This window comes from Pseudomonas rossensis (genome assembly GCF_039888995.1).
Taxonomy (GTDB): domain Bacteria; phylum Pseudomonadota; class Gammaproteobacteria; order Pseudomonadales; family Pseudomonadaceae; genus Aquipseudomonas; species Aquipseudomonas rossensis.
Genome location: NZ_JBBWCB010000079.1, coordinates 12,721 through 28,429 on the forward strand (window position 1 = coordinate 12,721; position 15,709 = coordinate 28,429).

The window sequence follows — 15,709 nt, forward strand, 5'->3', positions numbered from 1 at the left end:
TACAACTTCAGAGAAGACCCAATGCCCGGACTAAGCAAAATCCTGATCGCCAACCGCGGTGAAATCGCCTGCCGCATCCAGCGCACCGCCCAGGCATTGGGCTATCGCACGGTCGCGGTGTTCAGCGATGCCGACGCCGATGCGTTGCATGTGCAGATGGCCGACGAAGCCGTGAACATCGGCCCGGCCCCGGTGCAGCAGTCCTATCTGAGTATCCCGGCCATTCTCGACGCCGCCCGGCGCACGGGCGCTGACGCGATCCATCCGGGCTATGGCTTCCTCTCGGAAAACGCCGGCTTCGCCCGCGCCTGCCAGGATGCCGGCATCACCTTCATCGGCCCCAGTCCCGAAGCCATCGATCTGATGGGCAGCAAACGCCTGTCGAAACTCGCCATGCTCGATGCCGGTGTGCCGTGCATCAAGGGTTACCAGGGCGAAGAACAGGACGACGCAACCCTGAGCCGCGAAGCCGCACGCATCGGGTTTCCGCTGATGATCAAGGCCAGTGCCGGCGGTGGCGGGCGTGGCATGCGCCTGGTGCACGAGGCCAGTGATTTGCTCGAACAACTGCGCACCGCCCGCTCCGAAGCGCTGCATGGGTTTGGCAGTGACGAACTGATTCTCGAGCAAGCGCTGATCGACCCGCGTCACGTCGAAGTTCAACTGTTCGGCGACCAGCACGGCAACCTGATCTACCTTGGCGAGCGCGACTGTTCGATCCAGCGTCGCCACCAGAAAGTCATCGAGGAAGCACCCTGCCCGGTAATGACCGCCGAGTTGCGTCAGGCCATGGGCGAAGCGGCGCTCAAGGCGGGTCGCGCAGTGAATTACGTCGGCGCTGGCACTGTCGAGTTCCTGCTGGATACGCGTGGGCAGTTTTACTTTCTGGAGATGAACACCCGACTCCAGGTGGAGCACCCGGTGACCGAATTGATCACCGGCCTCGATCTGGTGGCCTGGCAGTTGCACGTCGCCGAAGGACTGCCTCTGCCCTTGCGACAGGAGCAGGTTCAGCTCAGCGGCCATGCCATGGAAGTCCGTTTGTACGCCGAAGATCCGGCACACGGTTTTCTGCCGCAAACCGGTCGCATCACCGCCTGGGAGCCTGCGTTGCAGCGCGGCGTGCGAATCGATCATGGCTTGATCGAAGGCCAGACAGTCAGCCCGTTTTATGACCCGATGCAGGGCAAGATCATCGCCCACGGTGCCACCCGCGAAGAAGCCCGGCGCAAATTGCTGCGGGCGGTGCAGGACAGCGTGCTGCTCGGCGTGCAGAGCAATCAGCGCTTGCTCGCCAGCCTGCTTGACCACCCGCAGTTCATCAGCGGAGAGTTCAGCACCGGGTTCATCCCGGCACACTTTGCCGAGCATCCCTGCCTGCATGCGCATGTGCCGAGCGCCGAAGAACTGGCCATCGCTGCTGCGCTGTTCTATCAAGCCTCGGCGCAGGTTCATCACGTGCCACTGGCCGGTTGGCGCAACAACGCCAGCGTACCGTTGCACTATCGAATCGGCCTTGAGGATCAGGATTGGCCGGTGGAATTGAACGCTGTGCCGGGTGAACCGTATCGGATTCAAGTCGCTGAGCAAAACGTTGAATTAACGATCATCCAGTGCGATGGACGCTGGGCCAGCCTGGAAATCAACGGCATCCGGCGATGCCATGCCTATCGTCTTGAAGCCGGGCAACTCTGGCTGTTCACCCGTCCCGGCAGTGTGCGGCTGGTGGACCGGACGCAGGCCTTGGTCAGCAGTCAGGCCAGCGTCAGCTCCGGCACCCTCAAGGCCCCGATGGACGGCGCGATCGTCGAAGTATTGGTGGCTGAGGGCAGCCCGGTCAGTAAAGGCCAGTTGTTGGTGGTGCTGGAGGCCATGAAAATGGAGCATCCGCTCAAGTCGGGCATCGACGGCGTGCTCAAACGCTTGCAGGTCAGGGTCGGTGACCAGGTGAAAAATCGTCAGATTTTGTTGGAGGTCGAATAAGCCGCTAGGCGGATCCGCCGGGTTTGGCTACGCTCAAGCCCTATCAGGACGCGGATACCAGGAACCCTGCGATGCCTCACTGGCTGGTCATTGATCTAGAAGCCACCACCGATGAGGGTGGTTGGCCAGTAACAGAAATGGAAATCATCGAAATCGGCGCCACCCTGGTGGACCGAAAAGGCCGAGAACTGGATAGCTTTCAGCGCTTCGTGCGTCCGACGCGTCGGCCTTTGCTGACGCCGTTTTGCCGGGAACTGACCCGCATCACCCAGGCCAACATCGACGCCGCACAGCCTCTGAGCGAGGTCTGGGCGTCGTTCGAACACTGGCTCGGCCAGCATCACTCGCGCCTCGAAGGCTGGGCCAGTTGGGGCGATTACGATCGCAAACAGTTGGTTCAGGAGTGGGAGCACCTGCAACTCGACAGCGCCCTGAGCCGGGTGCCGCACATGAACCTCAAACAGCGCTTTGCCAAGGCTCGCCGGCTGGAACGCCCGCTGGGGCTTAACGGCGCGCTGCAACTGGCGGGCATGCAGTTCAGTGGCCAACAACATCGGGCGCTGGAAGATGCGCGCAATACCGCACGATTATTGCCACTGGTTCTTCCGCTTTAGAGAGGTGACGCCGGCATGGGCCTTGTGCATACTGGCCGGCCCTTTTTAGCCCTTTTCGAGGAATCGCCCATGTTTAAAGTCAACGAGTACTTCGACGGCACCGTCAAGTCGATCGCCTTTGGCACCGCTGAAGGTCCTGCGACCATCGGCGTCATGGCACCGGGCGAATACGAATTCGGCACCAGCCAGCGTGAAATCATGCACGTGGTGTCCGGCGCCCTGACCGTCAAACTGCCGGACAGCAGCGACTGGGAAACCTTCGCCGCCGGCAGCCAGTTCAACGTGCCCGCCAACAGCAAGTTCCAGTTGAAAGTGGCCGTCGACACCGCTTACCTGTGCGAATACCGCGGCTAAACCCCTGGGTGTTCACAGCGACAAAAAATGCCCGTGTCCTTGGACACGGGCACTTTTTGTTCAAGGGCAGTCATTCAAATTGTCTTATTCCAGGACCGTCACCGGCATACCGACTTCGAGTTGGCCATTGCTGTCGTTGACCAGGTTCTGTCCGAACATCGCGCCGTCGGCTTCGGCACGGTATTTCTGCAACGTAGCCAGAGGTTCGCGATCTTCACTGCGCTCGCCGGTTTGCGGGTCGATGGTGGTCAGAATGCAGCGTGAACACGACTTGACCACGCGGAACTCGACATCGCCGATGCGGATGCGCTTCCAGCCATCTTCGGCATACGCCTCGCTGCCCTCGATCACCAGGTTGGGCCGAAAGCGCAGCATTTCCAGCGGGCGGCCGACTTTTTGCGACAAGTCCTCCAGTGAGGCCTGTCCGATCAGCAACAGCGGAAAGCCATCGGCGAAGGCCACCTGATCATTCTCCTTGCCGTAGCCGGCCTGGGTGGTCCGTGCGCGATCAAGAGGTACTTGTACCAGGCGAGTCGGTTTACCAATGAACTCACTGACCCAGGCACCCGCCTCGTCACCGGCATCCGGCACACGCAACGTATCGCGCCAAATGGTCACGCCACGCAGTTCCGCGTCGCTGGCAGGCAAGGCGATATCGATCGGTGAGCGGCCCGGCGCACTGAGGGTCAAGCCACCGTCGGCATTCCACAACGCCGACAGCTGACTCATCTGCGCCACTGCACGCTGGGTCAGAAAGCGCCCGCTGGCCTCGTCCACCAGCATCCAGCGTCGATCACCGTCCAGGCCCAGCTTGTCGAGGCTGACCTGCTTCAGGATCTCACCCTTGCCGGATTTCAACGGATAACGATAAAGCGCGCTCAGACGCAACATGGCCAGCTCCCTGGTGGGCAAAAAACGCCACCCTATACGAGCTTGGTCGCCGAATCAAAGGCTGACGTCAAGTCAGCCTTTGCCGGTGGTGTCAGGCAGGCACTTCATCAAGCATCAGACGCTGGCGCACCACATCGACGAGTTTGTCCGGCTGGAATTTGGAGAGGAAGTTGTCGCAGCCGACCTTCTTCACCATCGAGTCGTTGAAGCTGCCGGACAACGAGGTATGCAGAACCACATAAAGGCCACGCAGACGCGGGTCGTTGCGGATTTCCGTGGTCAGGCGATAGCCGTCCATCTCCGGCATTTCCGCGTCGGTGAAGATCATCAGCAGTTTGTCTGTCATGTTCACACCGGTATCGGCCCAGGCCTTGAGCATGTTCAGAGCCTTCAAGCCATCGCTGGCGATGTGCATCTTCACGCCCAACTGACCCAGGGTGTCACGCAATTGCGACAGCGCCACGTTCGAGTCGTCCACCAGCAGCACTTCACGGCCACGGGCACGCTCGAGAACCGGATCGTCGAGTTTGTCGCGCGAGACCTTGGCGTTGTACGGAACGATTTCCGCCAGGACTTTTTCGACGTCGATGATTTCCACCAACTGATCGTCGACCTTGCTGATGGCCGTCAAATAATGCTGACGACCTGCGCTGGCCGGCGGCGGCAGAATGGCTTCCCAGTTCATGTTGACGATACGGTCCACACCACCGACCAGGAACGCCTGCACCGAACGGTTGTACTCGGTGACGATGATCGTACTGGTCGGGCTTGGCACCAGCGGACGCATACCAATGGCCTGGGACAGGTCGATCACCGGCAGGGTCTGGCCACGCAAATTAACCACACCGCAGACAAACGGATGACGCTGGGGCATCAGGGTCAGCTTCGGCAGTTGCAGCACTTCCTGCACTTTGAACACGTTGATCGCGAACAATTGCCGTCCGGCCAGCCGGAACATGAGAATTTCCAGGCGATTCTCACCCACCAGTTGCGTGCGTTGGTCTACCGTGTCGAGAATGCCGGCCATCAATGACTCCTGGGCTTGTTCTGATGAATTCACTAAAGGGGGTTATCGGCTGTTTTTGCCGGACCTTGACCCCCGTGTAAAATGCCACGACCAAACATTGATGTCACATTAACATCATGCTTTACTGGCCAGGCGATTTCATCTGCCCCATTGCCTGCCGCGAGACCTCGTTTCGTTCGGTTGGTTCCCCCGTGTAAGGGATTCCCCTAGTAACAATCAGGCCCAACCTGATATTCGCAACATCCAATAGCCATTAATGTGACGCCATTCTCATTGCATGAACGGAGTCAGGCTTTTGTGTGCGATCGCAGGTAAGTGGCCATCCACCCTATCGAGTTCCCCAGCCTGCAGCCAGACAGGCCGGCGCGCGATCTCACGACGGCATGGCAATGCGGGGACTCTGATCGTCCCCGTCGACACACTCGACATCCCCTCATTTGACATGACGTTGTGGAGATAAGCATGCCGAACGATCGTAAAGAGTGGGCTCAACGGCTCCCTGAGTTTCTCGTCGAAGCAGAGACACTCCTGGTCAAAACCGAGGAATGCCTGAGTCATTTGCAACTGATCAGCAATGACAAGGATGCCATCGACTGCATGCTTAGCACCCTGCTCAAACTGGCCAACAAGGCTGATGCCCTCGCTCTGGCAGCCGTTTCGGAGTTTTCGTTGCACATTCATGGTTTGCTGAGCCATGCCCAGAATCACATGGATTTACACGACCAGGCCCTGAGTGCGCTGAAAGACTGCCTGACGTTGATCGCCTGGCAACTCGAGCTTATCGATCAGAAGACCGGCCAACTCAGCCTTGATGACAGCGAACAGACATCCCTGATCGAAGCCTTCGCCTTTCAGGTCGGACACAGTCAGTTTCAGCCCCCCGCTAATTCCAAACCGTTCACACTCGTTTCCTTTGCAGGTCGGCAAGCCTGAATTATCGAGCCCCTATGCCGTGCTGTGAATTTTTATTGCCATGACTGCCCTTCCAACTTTAGCGGGCTCATGTCGCATTTGAATATTCCATACCTACCTACGACATCTCGAAACAAATAAACCATTCTTGCCACCCAACTTTTTCCATTATGGAACTGCTGTCCATAAATGCTTGTTTCCTGACTCTGCAGACCTATATACCAAACGCGACCAACGGTATCTTAAGTGGTATTATGCCGCCCATTAGTTGACGTCAATTAATGGCAGAGTGACTCCAGACAGAGACCCGTCATCCTCGATGCCCGGTCTTCCCGCAGCGAACATCCATTGGCTCCATCCGCTATGTACGCCAGCCTCAAGTCAATCACCCCAAGGCCACCCTCCCCAAAAAACGCACGCCTGGTCACGCTTATGTTGTGTACCTGCTCGGCGCTTGGCTGCCTGCTGATTTATAGCCTGTCCACTCCTCTGCCGCTGAGTCTGCTGGTACTCAATATTGCGGCATTGACCTGCGTCTGGGTGCAGTATTGTCTTTCGCGCAAGTCGATAAAGTTTCAACCCCAGGAGTTGGCTGACCGGCTGTTGGAGGTTCAGGAAAACGAACGCCACCGGCTCAGTCGGGAACTGCATGACGACATCGGCCAATTGCTGACCGCGGCAAAACTTCAAAGCGACTGGCTCAAACGCCGAATGCCCGAAGAACTTCAGGGCCAGTGTTCGGTGCTCTGCGACACGCTGGAAGAAACCCTGGCCAAAGTGCGAGACGTATCGGCCATTCTCAATCCGAGGCAGCTGACCAGTCTCGGGCTGGAAGCCAGTCTGCGGGCGCATTTACTCAAGACGCTGGCCAACACGCCGGTGCACTGGAGCCTGGAATGCCATCAGCGTTTGGCCGGTATACCGGAGGAAATGACGGTGGCTGCCTTTCGAATCACTCAGGAAGCGGTGACCAATATATTGCGCCATGCCGAAGCGAAAAATCTGTTGGTCCGCCTGCAACGTCTGCCGCAGGGCCTGACACTGTTAATCAGTGACGATGGCCTGGGATTCGCGCCAGCGAACGATCCAGGTCGTGAGGGGCAACGTGGAATGGCAGGGATGTCGGAACGGATCAATCAGCTGGGAGGCACACTGAGCGTGACCAGCGAGCCGGGCAAAGGCACTCAAATCGAAGCACTCTTCCCCTGGGCGCCTCGTGCGCTCGAACGGGCCAGTACGAATAAGGTTATGCGTTGACTTGTAACTTACTTCTGGTGGATGACCACTCGCTTATCAGGGCAGGCGTGCGCGCTCTGGTGCTGGATATTCCCGGCTACGCGGTAATCGGTGAGGCCAATGACGGCTCGCAGTTGCTCGAGATGGTCGAGCAGCTGTCCCCCGACATCATCCTGCTGGATATTTCCATGAAGGAAACCAGTGGCCTTGACGCATTGCAGCGACTCAAGCGAGTACGCCCGCAGAGCAAGGTGCTGATCCTGTCGATGCACACTGATCCAGCACTCATCATGCAGGCACTGGAATCCGGTGCACATGGCTACCTGCTCAAGGACACCACGGCTACCGAGCTTGAACATGCCCTGGATGCCTTGCGTAACAACGAACGCTACCTGAGCCCGGCCATCGCCCACACCGTCATCAACCAGGCGCTGACCCGAACTCAGAAAAACCAGCCGGAACCTGCAGACTCGCACAACCTGACAGCGCGTCAGCTGGAAATCCTTCGGCTGATCGTTCGCGGAAAATCCACCCGGGAAATTGCCAATGGCCTGGGCCTCAGCATCAAAACCGTTGAAACCCACCGTTCGCAGATCATGAAGCGCTTGCAGATCTACGATGTGGCGGGCCTGGTGCTGTTCGCCGTGCGCGAGCAGATCATCAGCCTGGATGATTGATCAACTGCGATGACCCCAGCAGCGGCGAGTTTTCAGGTAAATGCACGCGCAGTGCCGCTGGACGTGTCGAGAAACGCAAGTTGTCACCTTCCAGAGGTTCGCCATCGAGGTTGATGTAGAGGCCTTCCGCAACCTTGATTTCGACCCAGGGCAATCGGACTCGTACAAACATGTTGTCGATGCCGAAGCCATCGGTCAGCAGGCTTTTCAAAGTCCCGACGACTTCCTGCGGAGCAGGCAGAATACTGATGTCCAGCAGACCGTCGTCAGCCAGCGCTTCTGGACACAACACATGTCCACCGCCGGCCTGCCGGCCATTGCCGATGCCCAATGCCAACAGCTCGCCACTCCACTGGAAATCAGGCCCCTGCAACTCGCCATAGGCTGCGTGCAACTCACTGAAGCGCGATAAACCGGTGAAAAGGTAAGCCGCGCCCCCGAGGATTTTTTTCAAGTCCTCCGAGGTGTTTGCCGTGACCTGACTGCCAAAACCGCCCGTGGCCATATTCAGGAACACCTGCCCACCGACCTCCCCCAGATCAATGGCGCTCGGCGCAGTGTCAAGAAGATCCAGCGCCTGATCGGGCTCCAGAGGCACGCCGGCGGCACGAGCAAAATCATTGGCGGTCCCCAAGGGCATCAGTATCAGGCTGGCCTGCGTCGTATGCGACGCCATAGCCTCGGCAATATCACGCAAGGTGCCATCACCGCCGCCGGCGATGATCTGCATGTAGCCTGCCGCCAGCGCTTCATCCACCAGCCGCTGGGCGTCGCCGGCCTCCCAGGTCACTCGAACGGCCAGCTCCCAACCCTGTTGGCGCTTGCCCTCCACGGCAGAACGGACCGCCTCGTTGAGCGCTTGCTTGCCATGCAGAATCAACAGTGCCTTGCGTTCGCTCATTGCTGTCACTCCCAAGATTGAATTCCGTATGGGAGATGTTGACCTCATCTCGTCACATAAAAGTCGAAAGAATTTGAATTATTTGAAGTCGAGCAGTATGGCGTCCTACAAGGCGGGACTTTTTCTTACAAGATGTGAGGAATCGGCTCAATTGACCGACCCATGCGATTGGTACACCTTGGCGCCTGCAGTTATCAAACATCAGCAGGAACTACACAGGGACGTGCCATGCAAAACCATGAAATCAGGTCACCGGACATCCCGGTCATACCGTTCGCAGAAAAACGCGTCAATCATCAAGCTGAATTCAAAAACAGCGCAAAGCCCATTGGAGAAGCTGCTATGGAATCTCGCGTCGTTGAATTGGAGACACACCTCAAATACATCCGACGAGACATGGATGAAATCCGTAGTGACGTCAAATCCATAAAACACAGGCTTGCCTATTCGGCTATCGGAACAGCCGTCGTCATCGGGGTTCTGGTCTGGATCGCCAATAGCCGTTTCGACCAGGTCGTGACACTCCTGGCTCACCAAGGGTAAGCCAGGAACGCAAAACCCGGTTCGATCAACCGGGTTTGCGCAGTAAGCCCGCGGCAGGAGTCAGCTCAGGACTTCGCTCAGCGGGATGAAGTCCACGTAGTCACCTTCGATCAGCGTGCGATCCTCCAGCACCTCAACCAGGCCATCAGCCCAGGCAGCGCTACGCAGTACACCAGAACTCTGATTACTGTAGATAATTGCCCGGCCATTCTCCAGACGTCCGCGCAAGTACTCGCGTCGATTGCCTGATTTTGGCCATGCAAACCCTGCAGGCACCTGAAACTTCAGGGGCTCAACCTCTTTTACACCCTGTCGGCGCAAGAGATAGGGCCTTGCCAACAAAGCAAAGGTCACCAACGTTGAAGCCGGATTGCCAGGCAAACCAATCACAGGTACGCCGCGAAAATGCCCGAATGTCAACGGTTTGCCGGGTTTGATGGCGAGTTTCCACAACGTCAACTCACCCTCTTCACGCAAGGCAATGCCCAGAAAGTCAGCCTCTCCTACCGAGACACCACCGGTGGAAAGGATCAGATCGACATCTTTCAATTCACCCAGTTGAGTGCGGGTGGTCGCTAAATCATCCGGAAGAATTCCGGCATCGATCACCTCACAGCCCAGGCGCTGCAACCAGCTGCACAGCAACACTCGATTGCTGTTGTAGATCTGTCCCGGCCCCAGAGCCTGACCCGGCTCAATCAGTTCATCCCCGGTGGACAGAACAGCAACGCGAACCTTGCGAATCACGTCCAGCTCTGCGCATCCCAGCGATGCAGCCAACCCCTGTTCGATCGGCCCGAGGCGCGTGCCGGCTGGCAGAATCAATTCACCAACAGTAGCTTCCTGGCCTTGAGGACGAATGTTTTGTCCAGGGGCCAAGGTTTCGGTGAAACGTACTCGCTCATCCGCCTGAACCTCGGTGTTTTCCTGCATCTCGACGCAATCTGCACCTGCGGGCACTGGCGCACCGGTGAAGATTCGTGCACAGGTGCCAGGCTTCAAGGACTCGGGAGCCTGACCGGCAAAAATCTTCTGGCTGACCACCAGCGGCTCTCCAGTCCAGTCGGCCACGCGTAAGGCATAACCGTCCATGGCACTGTTGGGCCACGGTGGCAGATCAAGCGTCGAGACCAGGTCGTCGGCCAGCACCCGGCCCTGAACCTGCGCCAATGGCAAGCGTTCACGCTCACAAATCGGTGAGGCTTCGGCCATTGCCAGCAAGCGTGCCAGTGCCACCTCGACAGCCATCAGACTGCCAGTCTTGCCTGGCTTACCCGCGGGATTCACAGGGTGCCGCCTGTTTGAGATGAGCGACGAAGTTACACGGGCGGTGCCGCGAATCCAGCTGCTCGGCAAGAATGCCATCCCAACCGGTGCGCACGGCATTGGTCGAACCCGGTAAACAGCAGACCAGCGTGCTATTGGACAAGCCGGCCAGGGCACGGGACTGAACAGTAGAGGTGCCAATATCCGCCAACGATATCTGCCTGAACAGCTCACCAAAACCGTCGACCTGTTTATCCAGCAGGCAACTCACCGCTTCCGGAGTGCTGTCGCGTCCCGTGAAACCGGTACCGCCAGTGATCAGCACCACCTGCACGACATCGTCGGCAATCCAGTGGGCGACTTGCGCGCGAATTTTGTAGAGATCATCTTTGAGCAGAACCCGGGCCGCCAGGTTATGGCCGGCAGCGCTCAAACGGTCGACGAAGACCTGTCCTGAGGTATCGGTTTCCAGGATACGGGTATCGCTGACCGTCAGCACCGCGATATTGAGCGGTGCGAAAGGTACATCAGCCTTGGCTTTCATAGGCTCATCCAGTTGTAGGAGAAACAGCCCGGTGTTATATCACAGCGCCTCATTTTTTCGCCGCCCCCATGGAGACCTGCCATGACCTCGAATACACATTTGCCGCCCTGTTCCATTCTGCTCCTGGCAGGTGGTCGTGGCCAACGCATGGGCGGTCAGGACAAAGGGCTGCTGGAATGGCACGGCGAGCCATTGGTTGCCCACTTGCACCGCAAAACCCGATCACTGAGCGATGACCTGATCATCTCCTGCAACAGAAACCTGGAAAAGTACGCGCCCTACGCCGACCAGTTGGTTCATGACGATGAAGGCGACTTTCCTGGCCCCCTGGCCGGTATTCGCGCAGGCCTGAAGGCCGCCCGCCATGCGCATCTGCTGGTGCTGCCTTGTGACGTACCGCGTATTGATGCCGAGTTGCTCAATAGCATGCGCGAAGCAGCCAGCCAGCACCCGGACCAACCGCTGATGCTGCGCCATGGCGAACACTGGGAACCTCTGCTGTGCATCATCCCCGTGGCGCTCTCGGCCGATATCGAAAGCGCCTGGAACGACGGTGAACGCAGCCCGGGTCGCCTCATGCGCAAACTGGGCGCTACCGCCCTGCAATGTCCCGACAATGATCCACGCCTGGCCAACCTCAACACACCAGAACTGTTAAGTGCCCACAACTCTGTGTCAGACTGACAGGAGAAGGAACTTGCACGCGCTGTACACGTCTCAAGCTCAGTAACCAAAAGAATTCATATTCGGAGACACACTCATGACTCAACGGACCCTCGCCACTTTCATGCTCGCACTGGGCCTCGCTACCCTCGCCGGTTGCGCATCGCCTACAGTGATCACCTTGAATGACGGTCGAGAAATCCAGGCTGTCGACGCGCCACAGTTCGATAAAGATTCGGGTTTCTACGAATTCGAACAACTGGATGGCAAGCAGACCCGCATCAACAAGGATCAGGTTCGTACCGTTAAAGAGCTGTAATTTTTGCGGTGACAACCGGATATGGAAAAGCCCGCTTTATGCGGGCTTTTTCGTGGTTGAAGATCAACAGACTCGCTGAACTTCGTGATCACCACTGCAGGGTGATGGTGCTTTCGAATGCTCTTTCCTGGCCGGTGACCGGGTCCACAAACCGTAGCCCCTGAGCGAGCAGTTTCAAAGGATTGGCATAATCATCCTCAACATCCTTGAGTACGTGCGGATAAAACGGGTCGTTGCAGATGCTGGCGCCCAAGGCTGTCATGTGCACCCGTAGCTGATGCTTCTTGCCCGTCACCGGGTAAAGCGCATAACGCCAGAGATCACCGTTCTTCTCCCTGACTTCGACAGCCGTTTCGGTATTGCTGACGCCCGGACCTTCCTGCATGCGGAAGAAAGGCTCGCCATCGATGAGTCGGCTCTTATGGATCAATGGAAAAGAGAGTTCAGGCAACGCTCGCGCAATTGCCTCGTAGCGCTTTTCGATCTGCCGCGTTGGAAACAACGACTGATAGGCAGAACGGCTCTGAGGGTTGGCGGAAAACAGCACCAGCCCCGCGGTGTGCCGGTCAATGCGATGCAACGGCACCAGATGCGGGTTATCGAGTCGACGGATCAGCCGTCGCAACAGGGTCTGCTCCACGTATTCACCCGCCGGAGTCACTGGCAGAAAATGCGGCTTGTCCGCCACGACCAGATGCTCATCCGCGTACAGAATCGACTCGACCACCGGGATCGGCTTTTCGTCCGGCACCTCACGGAAATAATGAATCCGCAAGCCTTCCTTGTAAGGCAGATCAAGGGCGATCGGCATGCCGTGACCGTCGAGGACACGACCGCGAGCGATTCTGTCCAGCCATTGTTCACGACCGATGGCGCTGAAATGTTCGCACAGACAATCGAGTACGGTCTGCCACGGACCAGGCGGCAAGTAGAGCGTGCTGGCCTGGTTGTGTGCAGCAGAAAAAGATGAAGTGGACATACGAAAGTTCTAACCCTCAATACAGGGCAGCATTATCCAACAGCGGCCGGAACGAACCTAGAAGAGAATCCTCAAGCCGGTATCTGCGCGCGCGCTGCCGCTTCGGTGAACTCCTTGAGCCAGCGCAGCACATCGACTGCCTCCCAGCGACCAGGATCATAAAGCGCATACAACAAACCCTGATAACCCACGACATCCAACTGCCGGTGATAACCCGCGCGCTGGAACAAGGCTTCGATTTCGGCGAAACAGGTATTGAAATGCAGTTTATTGAAGGGAGTTTTTCCTTCTGTCACCAGGCCATCCAGACGCAATTCGAGGACAGCCTCGCGCACCACGTCCGCCGACATCCGGTTCACGCTGTTCTTCAATTGTTCGACATTGACCACGATTCATCCCTCTCACGCCCGGACCGCCTGCCCAAACCCGAAAACCAGGGGTGCAAGGCAGGTATCACGAATAACTGTATACGCATACAGTATCCGATCAGCACCGGTAAAGCCAAGAGGATCCATCGCAAAGTTCGACAGGCGGGAACACCGCCACCGCAACCACCGCTTAAAGCAGGAACGCCACTACCTGATCGGCACTGAACGGCCAGCCCAGCTCAGCACCAGTATCGACCCGCCGTAATACCGGAATACGCAGACTGTAAGCTTCGAACCATGTTTCGTCGTCCGCGATATCCACCAGCCCCACCAGCAAACCGCGCTCGACAAATTCCATCAGCATGGCTTCGGCGACTTCACAGAGATGACACCCAAGGGTGCCGAACAGCTGACATTCAGGAAGCATGAGCGCTCAACCGAAAAAATTAAGTCACCATTCTAGGCCTGCCCCGAAAAGCCGTCGAGCCATTGAATGCTCTACCCTTGAGCCATAACGGCAACGGATCGCGGCAATACGCTGACGCACATCAGTCGCTTTGAATATCCTTTGCGCGATGCTCACGGATTATTTGCCTCTACGCTTGAATTGCCAGCGTCCATCACCGGAGTTTTTTGTGTTCGCCAACCTGTTGATCATCCTCGCCTCCTCCCTGGTGATGATTGCACTGTTCCAGCGCCTGCGATTGCCACCGGTGCTGGGTTACCTGTGCGTGGGACTGATGATCGGGCCGACAGCATTCAACTGGGTGAATGAAAGCGAAGAGCTGCCGGACCTCGCCGAGTTGGGCGTGGTGTTTCTGTTGTTCTCCCTTGGGCTGGAGTTTTCCCTGTCAAAAATGCTCGTGTTGCGCCGAGTGGTGTTTGGGCTTGGCAGTCTGCAGGTGCTGTGCTCCGGGATGCTGCTAGGTGGTTTGCTGATGCTGCTCGGCATGCCGATCACGCCTGCGCTGTTACTCGGCGCCGGCCTGTCACTGTCTTCCACGGCCATTGTCAGTAAAGAGCTGAGCAGTCTCGGCGAGATTTTCAGCAGTCACGGCCAGAATGCCATTGCCGTGTTGCTGTTCCAGGACGTCGTCGCGGTATTGCTGCTGACCCTGGTGCCGGTGTTCGCTGGCAGCAGCGATCAGGCCTGGTATTGGGCGCTGCCACTGACGCTGGGTAAAACCGTCGTGCTGTTCGTCGGCCTGTTGCTGGCAAGTCGCTGGTTGCTGCCGCGGTTGTTCCATGAAGTGGCGGCTGCCCGTTCCCCGGAACTGTTCGTGCTACTGGCGCTGGTGATTGTTCTGCTGACGGCGTGGCTGACGCACCTGCTCGGTCTCTCCCCTGCCCTGGGTGCGTTTCTCGCCGGCATGCTGCTGGGGGAAAGCCATTACCGGCACCAGATCGAGGCCGACATCCGCCCGTTCCGCGACATCCTGCTCGGGCTGTTCTTCGTCAGTATCGGCATGCTGATCGACTTGCAGTTGTTCGCCAGCCACGGCCTGCTGATTCTCGGTCTGACCCTGGGGTTGTTGCTGCTCAAGGGCAGCGTCGTTGCGCTGCTGGTCAAATGGCGTGGCAGCGATGGCGAAACCGCCTGGCGCAGCGGCCTGGCATTGGCCCAGGGCGGCGAGTTCTGCTTTGCGCTGATGGCACAGATGCAGCAGAACAAACTGATGCCCGCGGATTTTGGTGGCCTGTTGCTGGCGGCGACCTTCTGTTCGATGCTCGTCACGCCGTTGTTGCTGCGCGCCGCGCCCCACATCGCCACACGCCTGCATCGCAAACCCAACGAAGAAGCAAAACTTGAAGAAATCAGCGCGCTCAATGCCGGGTTACACAACCATGTCGTTATATGTGGCTACGGTCGTGTAGGTCAGTCAATCGGACGCGCACTACGCAACGCGCAGCAACCCTACATCGCACTGGATACTGATCCGGTGCGTGTCCACGAAGCCGCCGTTGGTGAAACCTGTGTGCATTATGGCGACTCACGTCGCGGTGAACTGCTGGTCGCGATAGGGCTGGAGCGCGCCAGGCTGTTGGTGATCGCCGTGGATCAGGCCGACATCGCGTTGCTGATCCTCAAGGAAGCGCGGCGACTCAACGCGACCGTGCCGATTCTGGTGCGCACGCGCGACGACAGCCAGTTGGCCGAGTTGAAGGCAGCCGGCGCCAGCGAAGTCGTGCCTGAACTGCTGGAGTCGAGCCTGATGCTCGCCTCCCACGCGCTGATCATGCTGGGATTACCTGCGCATCAAGTGCAGGAGCGGGCCGACCAGATTCGGCACGACCGCTATCGTCTGCTGCACGGTTTCTATCCAGGCGCTGACGACGAAGAGACCTAGTCCTGGCTCACAGAGCCAATCTTGTGCACCGACAAGTCAGCGCCGTAATACTCTTCTTCCTGACTCAGGCGCAGACCATGGAAC

General features: G+C 58.1%; 18 protein-coding genes. 10 read left to right on the top strand and 8 right to left on the bottom strand.

Annotated elements, in window-relative coordinates:
- Nucleotides 1-21: 21 nt before the first annotated feature.
- The 3 genes from WLY71_RS19825 (at nt 22) to ppnP (ending at nt 2,951) form a co-directional block, all read left to right on the top strand.
- Nucleotides 22-1,983 carry an acetyl/propionyl/methylcrotonyl-CoA carboxylase subunit alpha gene (locus WLY71_RS19825; RefSeq protein ID WP_347804893.1) on the top strand — a complete coding sequence of 654 codons (1,962 nt, stop codon included), beginning with the start codon at nt 22-24 and terminating at the stop codon, nt 1,981-1,983.
- Nucleotides 1,984-2,054: 71 nt separating this feature from the next.
- Entirely contained in the window at nt 2,055-2,597 is a 543-nt protein-coding gene (locus WLY71_RS19830; RefSeq protein WP_347804894.1) for a 3'-5' exonuclease, read from the top strand.
- A 69-nt stretch (nt 2,598-2,666) separates the two neighbouring features.
- Nucleotides 2,667-2,951 (top strand): pyrimidine/purine nucleoside phosphorylase, encoded by a 285-nt coding sequence (gene ppnP, locus WLY71_RS19835; protein WP_007940055.1) that lies wholly within the window; start codon nt 2,667-2,669, stop codon nt 2,949-2,951.
- 84 nt (nt 2,952-3,035) lie between these two features.
- On the opposite strand, the gene WLY71_RS19840 is transcribed toward ppnP, so the two are convergent.
- Both WLY71_RS19840 and WLY71_RS19845 read right to left on the bottom strand, forming a co-directional pair.
- Entirely contained in the window at nt 3,036-3,842 is an 807-nt protein-coding gene (locus WLY71_RS19840; RefSeq protein ID WP_347804895.1) for an MOSC domain-containing protein, read from the bottom strand.
- Nucleotides 3,843-3,933: 91 nt separating this feature from the next.
- Entirely contained in the window at nt 3,934-4,869 is a 936-nt protein-coding gene (locus tag WLY71_RS19845) for a chemotaxis protein CheV (protein WP_046049189.1), read from the bottom strand.
- Nucleotides 4,870-5,331: 462 nt separating this feature from the next.
- Here WLY71_RS19845 and WLY71_RS19850 point away from each other — a divergent pair, with 462 nt between their 5' ends.
- The 3 genes from WLY71_RS19850 to WLY71_RS19860 all read left to right on the top strand — a co-directional run bounded on the left by WLY71_RS19850 (nt 5,332) and on the right by WLY71_RS19860 (nt 7,694).
- Entirely contained in the window at nt 5,332-5,802 is a 471-nt protein-coding gene (locus tag WLY71_RS19850) for a hypothetical protein (RefSeq protein WP_347804896.1), read from the top strand.
- A 342-nt stretch (nt 5,803-6,144) separates the two neighbouring features.
- Entirely contained in the window at nt 6,145-7,038 is an 894-nt protein-coding gene (locus tag WLY71_RS19855; protein WP_347804905.1) for a sensor histidine kinase, read from the top strand.
- The gene (locus tag WLY71_RS19860) at nt 7,035-7,694 is read left to right on the top strand and encodes a response regulator (protein ID WP_046049186.1); all 660 of its coding nucleotides are present in this window, start codon (nt 7,035-7,037) and stop codon (nt 7,692-7,694) included. Before WLY71_RS19855 ends, WLY71_RS19860 begins: the two co-directional genes overlap by 4 nt.
- Here the strand turns inward: WLY71_RS19860 and yegS are convergent.
- Nucleotides 7,678-8,595: a lipid kinase YegS gene (gene yegS, locus WLY71_RS19865; protein ID WP_347804897.1), complete on the bottom strand. Its 918-nt coding sequence runs from the start codon at nt 8,593-8,595 to the stop codon at nt 7,678-7,680. The two genes, WLY71_RS19860 and yegS, sit on opposite strands and share 17 nt — an antisense overlap.
- A gap of 228 nt (nt 8,596-8,823) precedes the next feature.
- Between yegS and WLY71_RS19870 the strand changes: the two genes are divergently transcribed.
- Nucleotides 8,824-9,138, top strand: coding sequence for a hypothetical protein (locus WLY71_RS19870; RefSeq protein WP_347804898.1), 315 nt, complete (start codon nt 8,824-8,826; stop codon nt 9,136-9,138).
- Between the two features lie 60 nt (nt 9,139-9,198).
- Here the strand turns inward: WLY71_RS19870 and WLY71_RS19875 are convergent, their stop codons facing one another.
- Nucleotides 9,199-10,425, bottom strand: a complete 1,227-nt coding sequence (locus WLY71_RS19875) for a molybdopterin molybdotransferase MoeA (RefSeq protein ID WP_347804899.1) — start codon at nt 10,423-10,425, stop codon at nt 9,199-9,201.
- Entirely contained in the window at nt 10,409-10,948 is a 540-nt protein-coding gene (gene moaB, locus WLY71_RS19880) for a molybdenum cofactor biosynthesis protein B (RefSeq protein ID WP_347804900.1), read from the bottom strand. The genes WLY71_RS19875 and moaB overlap by 17 nt, the downstream gene beginning before the upstream one ends.
- An 81-nt stretch (nt 10,949-11,029) precedes the next feature.
- Here moaB and mobA point away from each other — a divergent pair, with 81 nt between their 5' ends.
- Together mobA and WLY71_RS19890 are read left to right on the top strand one after the other, a co-directional pair.
- The gene (gene mobA, locus WLY71_RS19885) at nt 11,030-11,632 is read left to right on the top strand and encodes a molybdenum cofactor guanylyltransferase MobA (protein WP_347804901.1); all 603 of its coding nucleotides are present in this window, start codon (nt 11,030-11,032) and stop codon (nt 11,630-11,632) included.
- A gap of 76 nt (nt 11,633-11,708) precedes the next feature.
- Nucleotides 11,709-11,930, top strand: coding sequence for a YgdI/YgdR family lipoprotein (locus tag WLY71_RS19890; protein ID WP_282380102.1), 222 nt, complete (start codon nt 11,709-11,711; stop codon nt 11,928-11,930).
- 88 nt (nt 11,931-12,018) lie between these two features.
- Here WLY71_RS19890 and WLY71_RS19895 read toward each other — a convergent pair whose 3' ends face one another.
- The 3 genes from WLY71_RS19895 to WLY71_RS19905 form a co-directional block, all read right to left on the bottom strand.
- Nucleotides 12,019-12,909 (bottom strand): pseudouridine synthase, encoded by an 891-nt coding sequence (locus tag WLY71_RS19895; protein ID WP_347804902.1) that lies wholly within the window; start codon nt 12,907-12,909, stop codon nt 12,019-12,021.
- Nucleotides 12,910-12,980: 71 nt separating this feature from the next.
- A complete protein-coding gene (locus WLY71_RS19900) occupies nt 12,981-13,298 on the bottom strand; it encodes a hypothetical protein (RefSeq protein WP_046049178.1) in 318 nt (105 codons plus the stop codon).
- 169 nt (nt 13,299-13,467) lie between these two features.
- Nucleotides 13,468-13,704 carry a glutaredoxin family protein gene (locus WLY71_RS19905; protein ID WP_347804903.1) on the bottom strand — a complete coding sequence of 79 codons (237 nt, stop codon included), beginning with the start codon at nt 13,702-13,704 and terminating at the stop codon, nt 13,468-13,470.
- 208 nt (nt 13,705-13,912) lie between these two features.
- On the opposite strand from WLY71_RS19905, the gene WLY71_RS19910 reads away from it, so the two are divergent.
- Nucleotides 13,913-15,625 carry a cation:proton antiporter gene (locus tag WLY71_RS19910; protein WP_347804904.1) on the top strand — a complete coding sequence of 571 codons (1,713 nt, stop codon included), beginning with the start codon at nt 13,913-13,915 and terminating at the stop codon, nt 15,623-15,625.
- Nucleotides 15,626-15,709 lie beyond the last annotated feature (84 nt).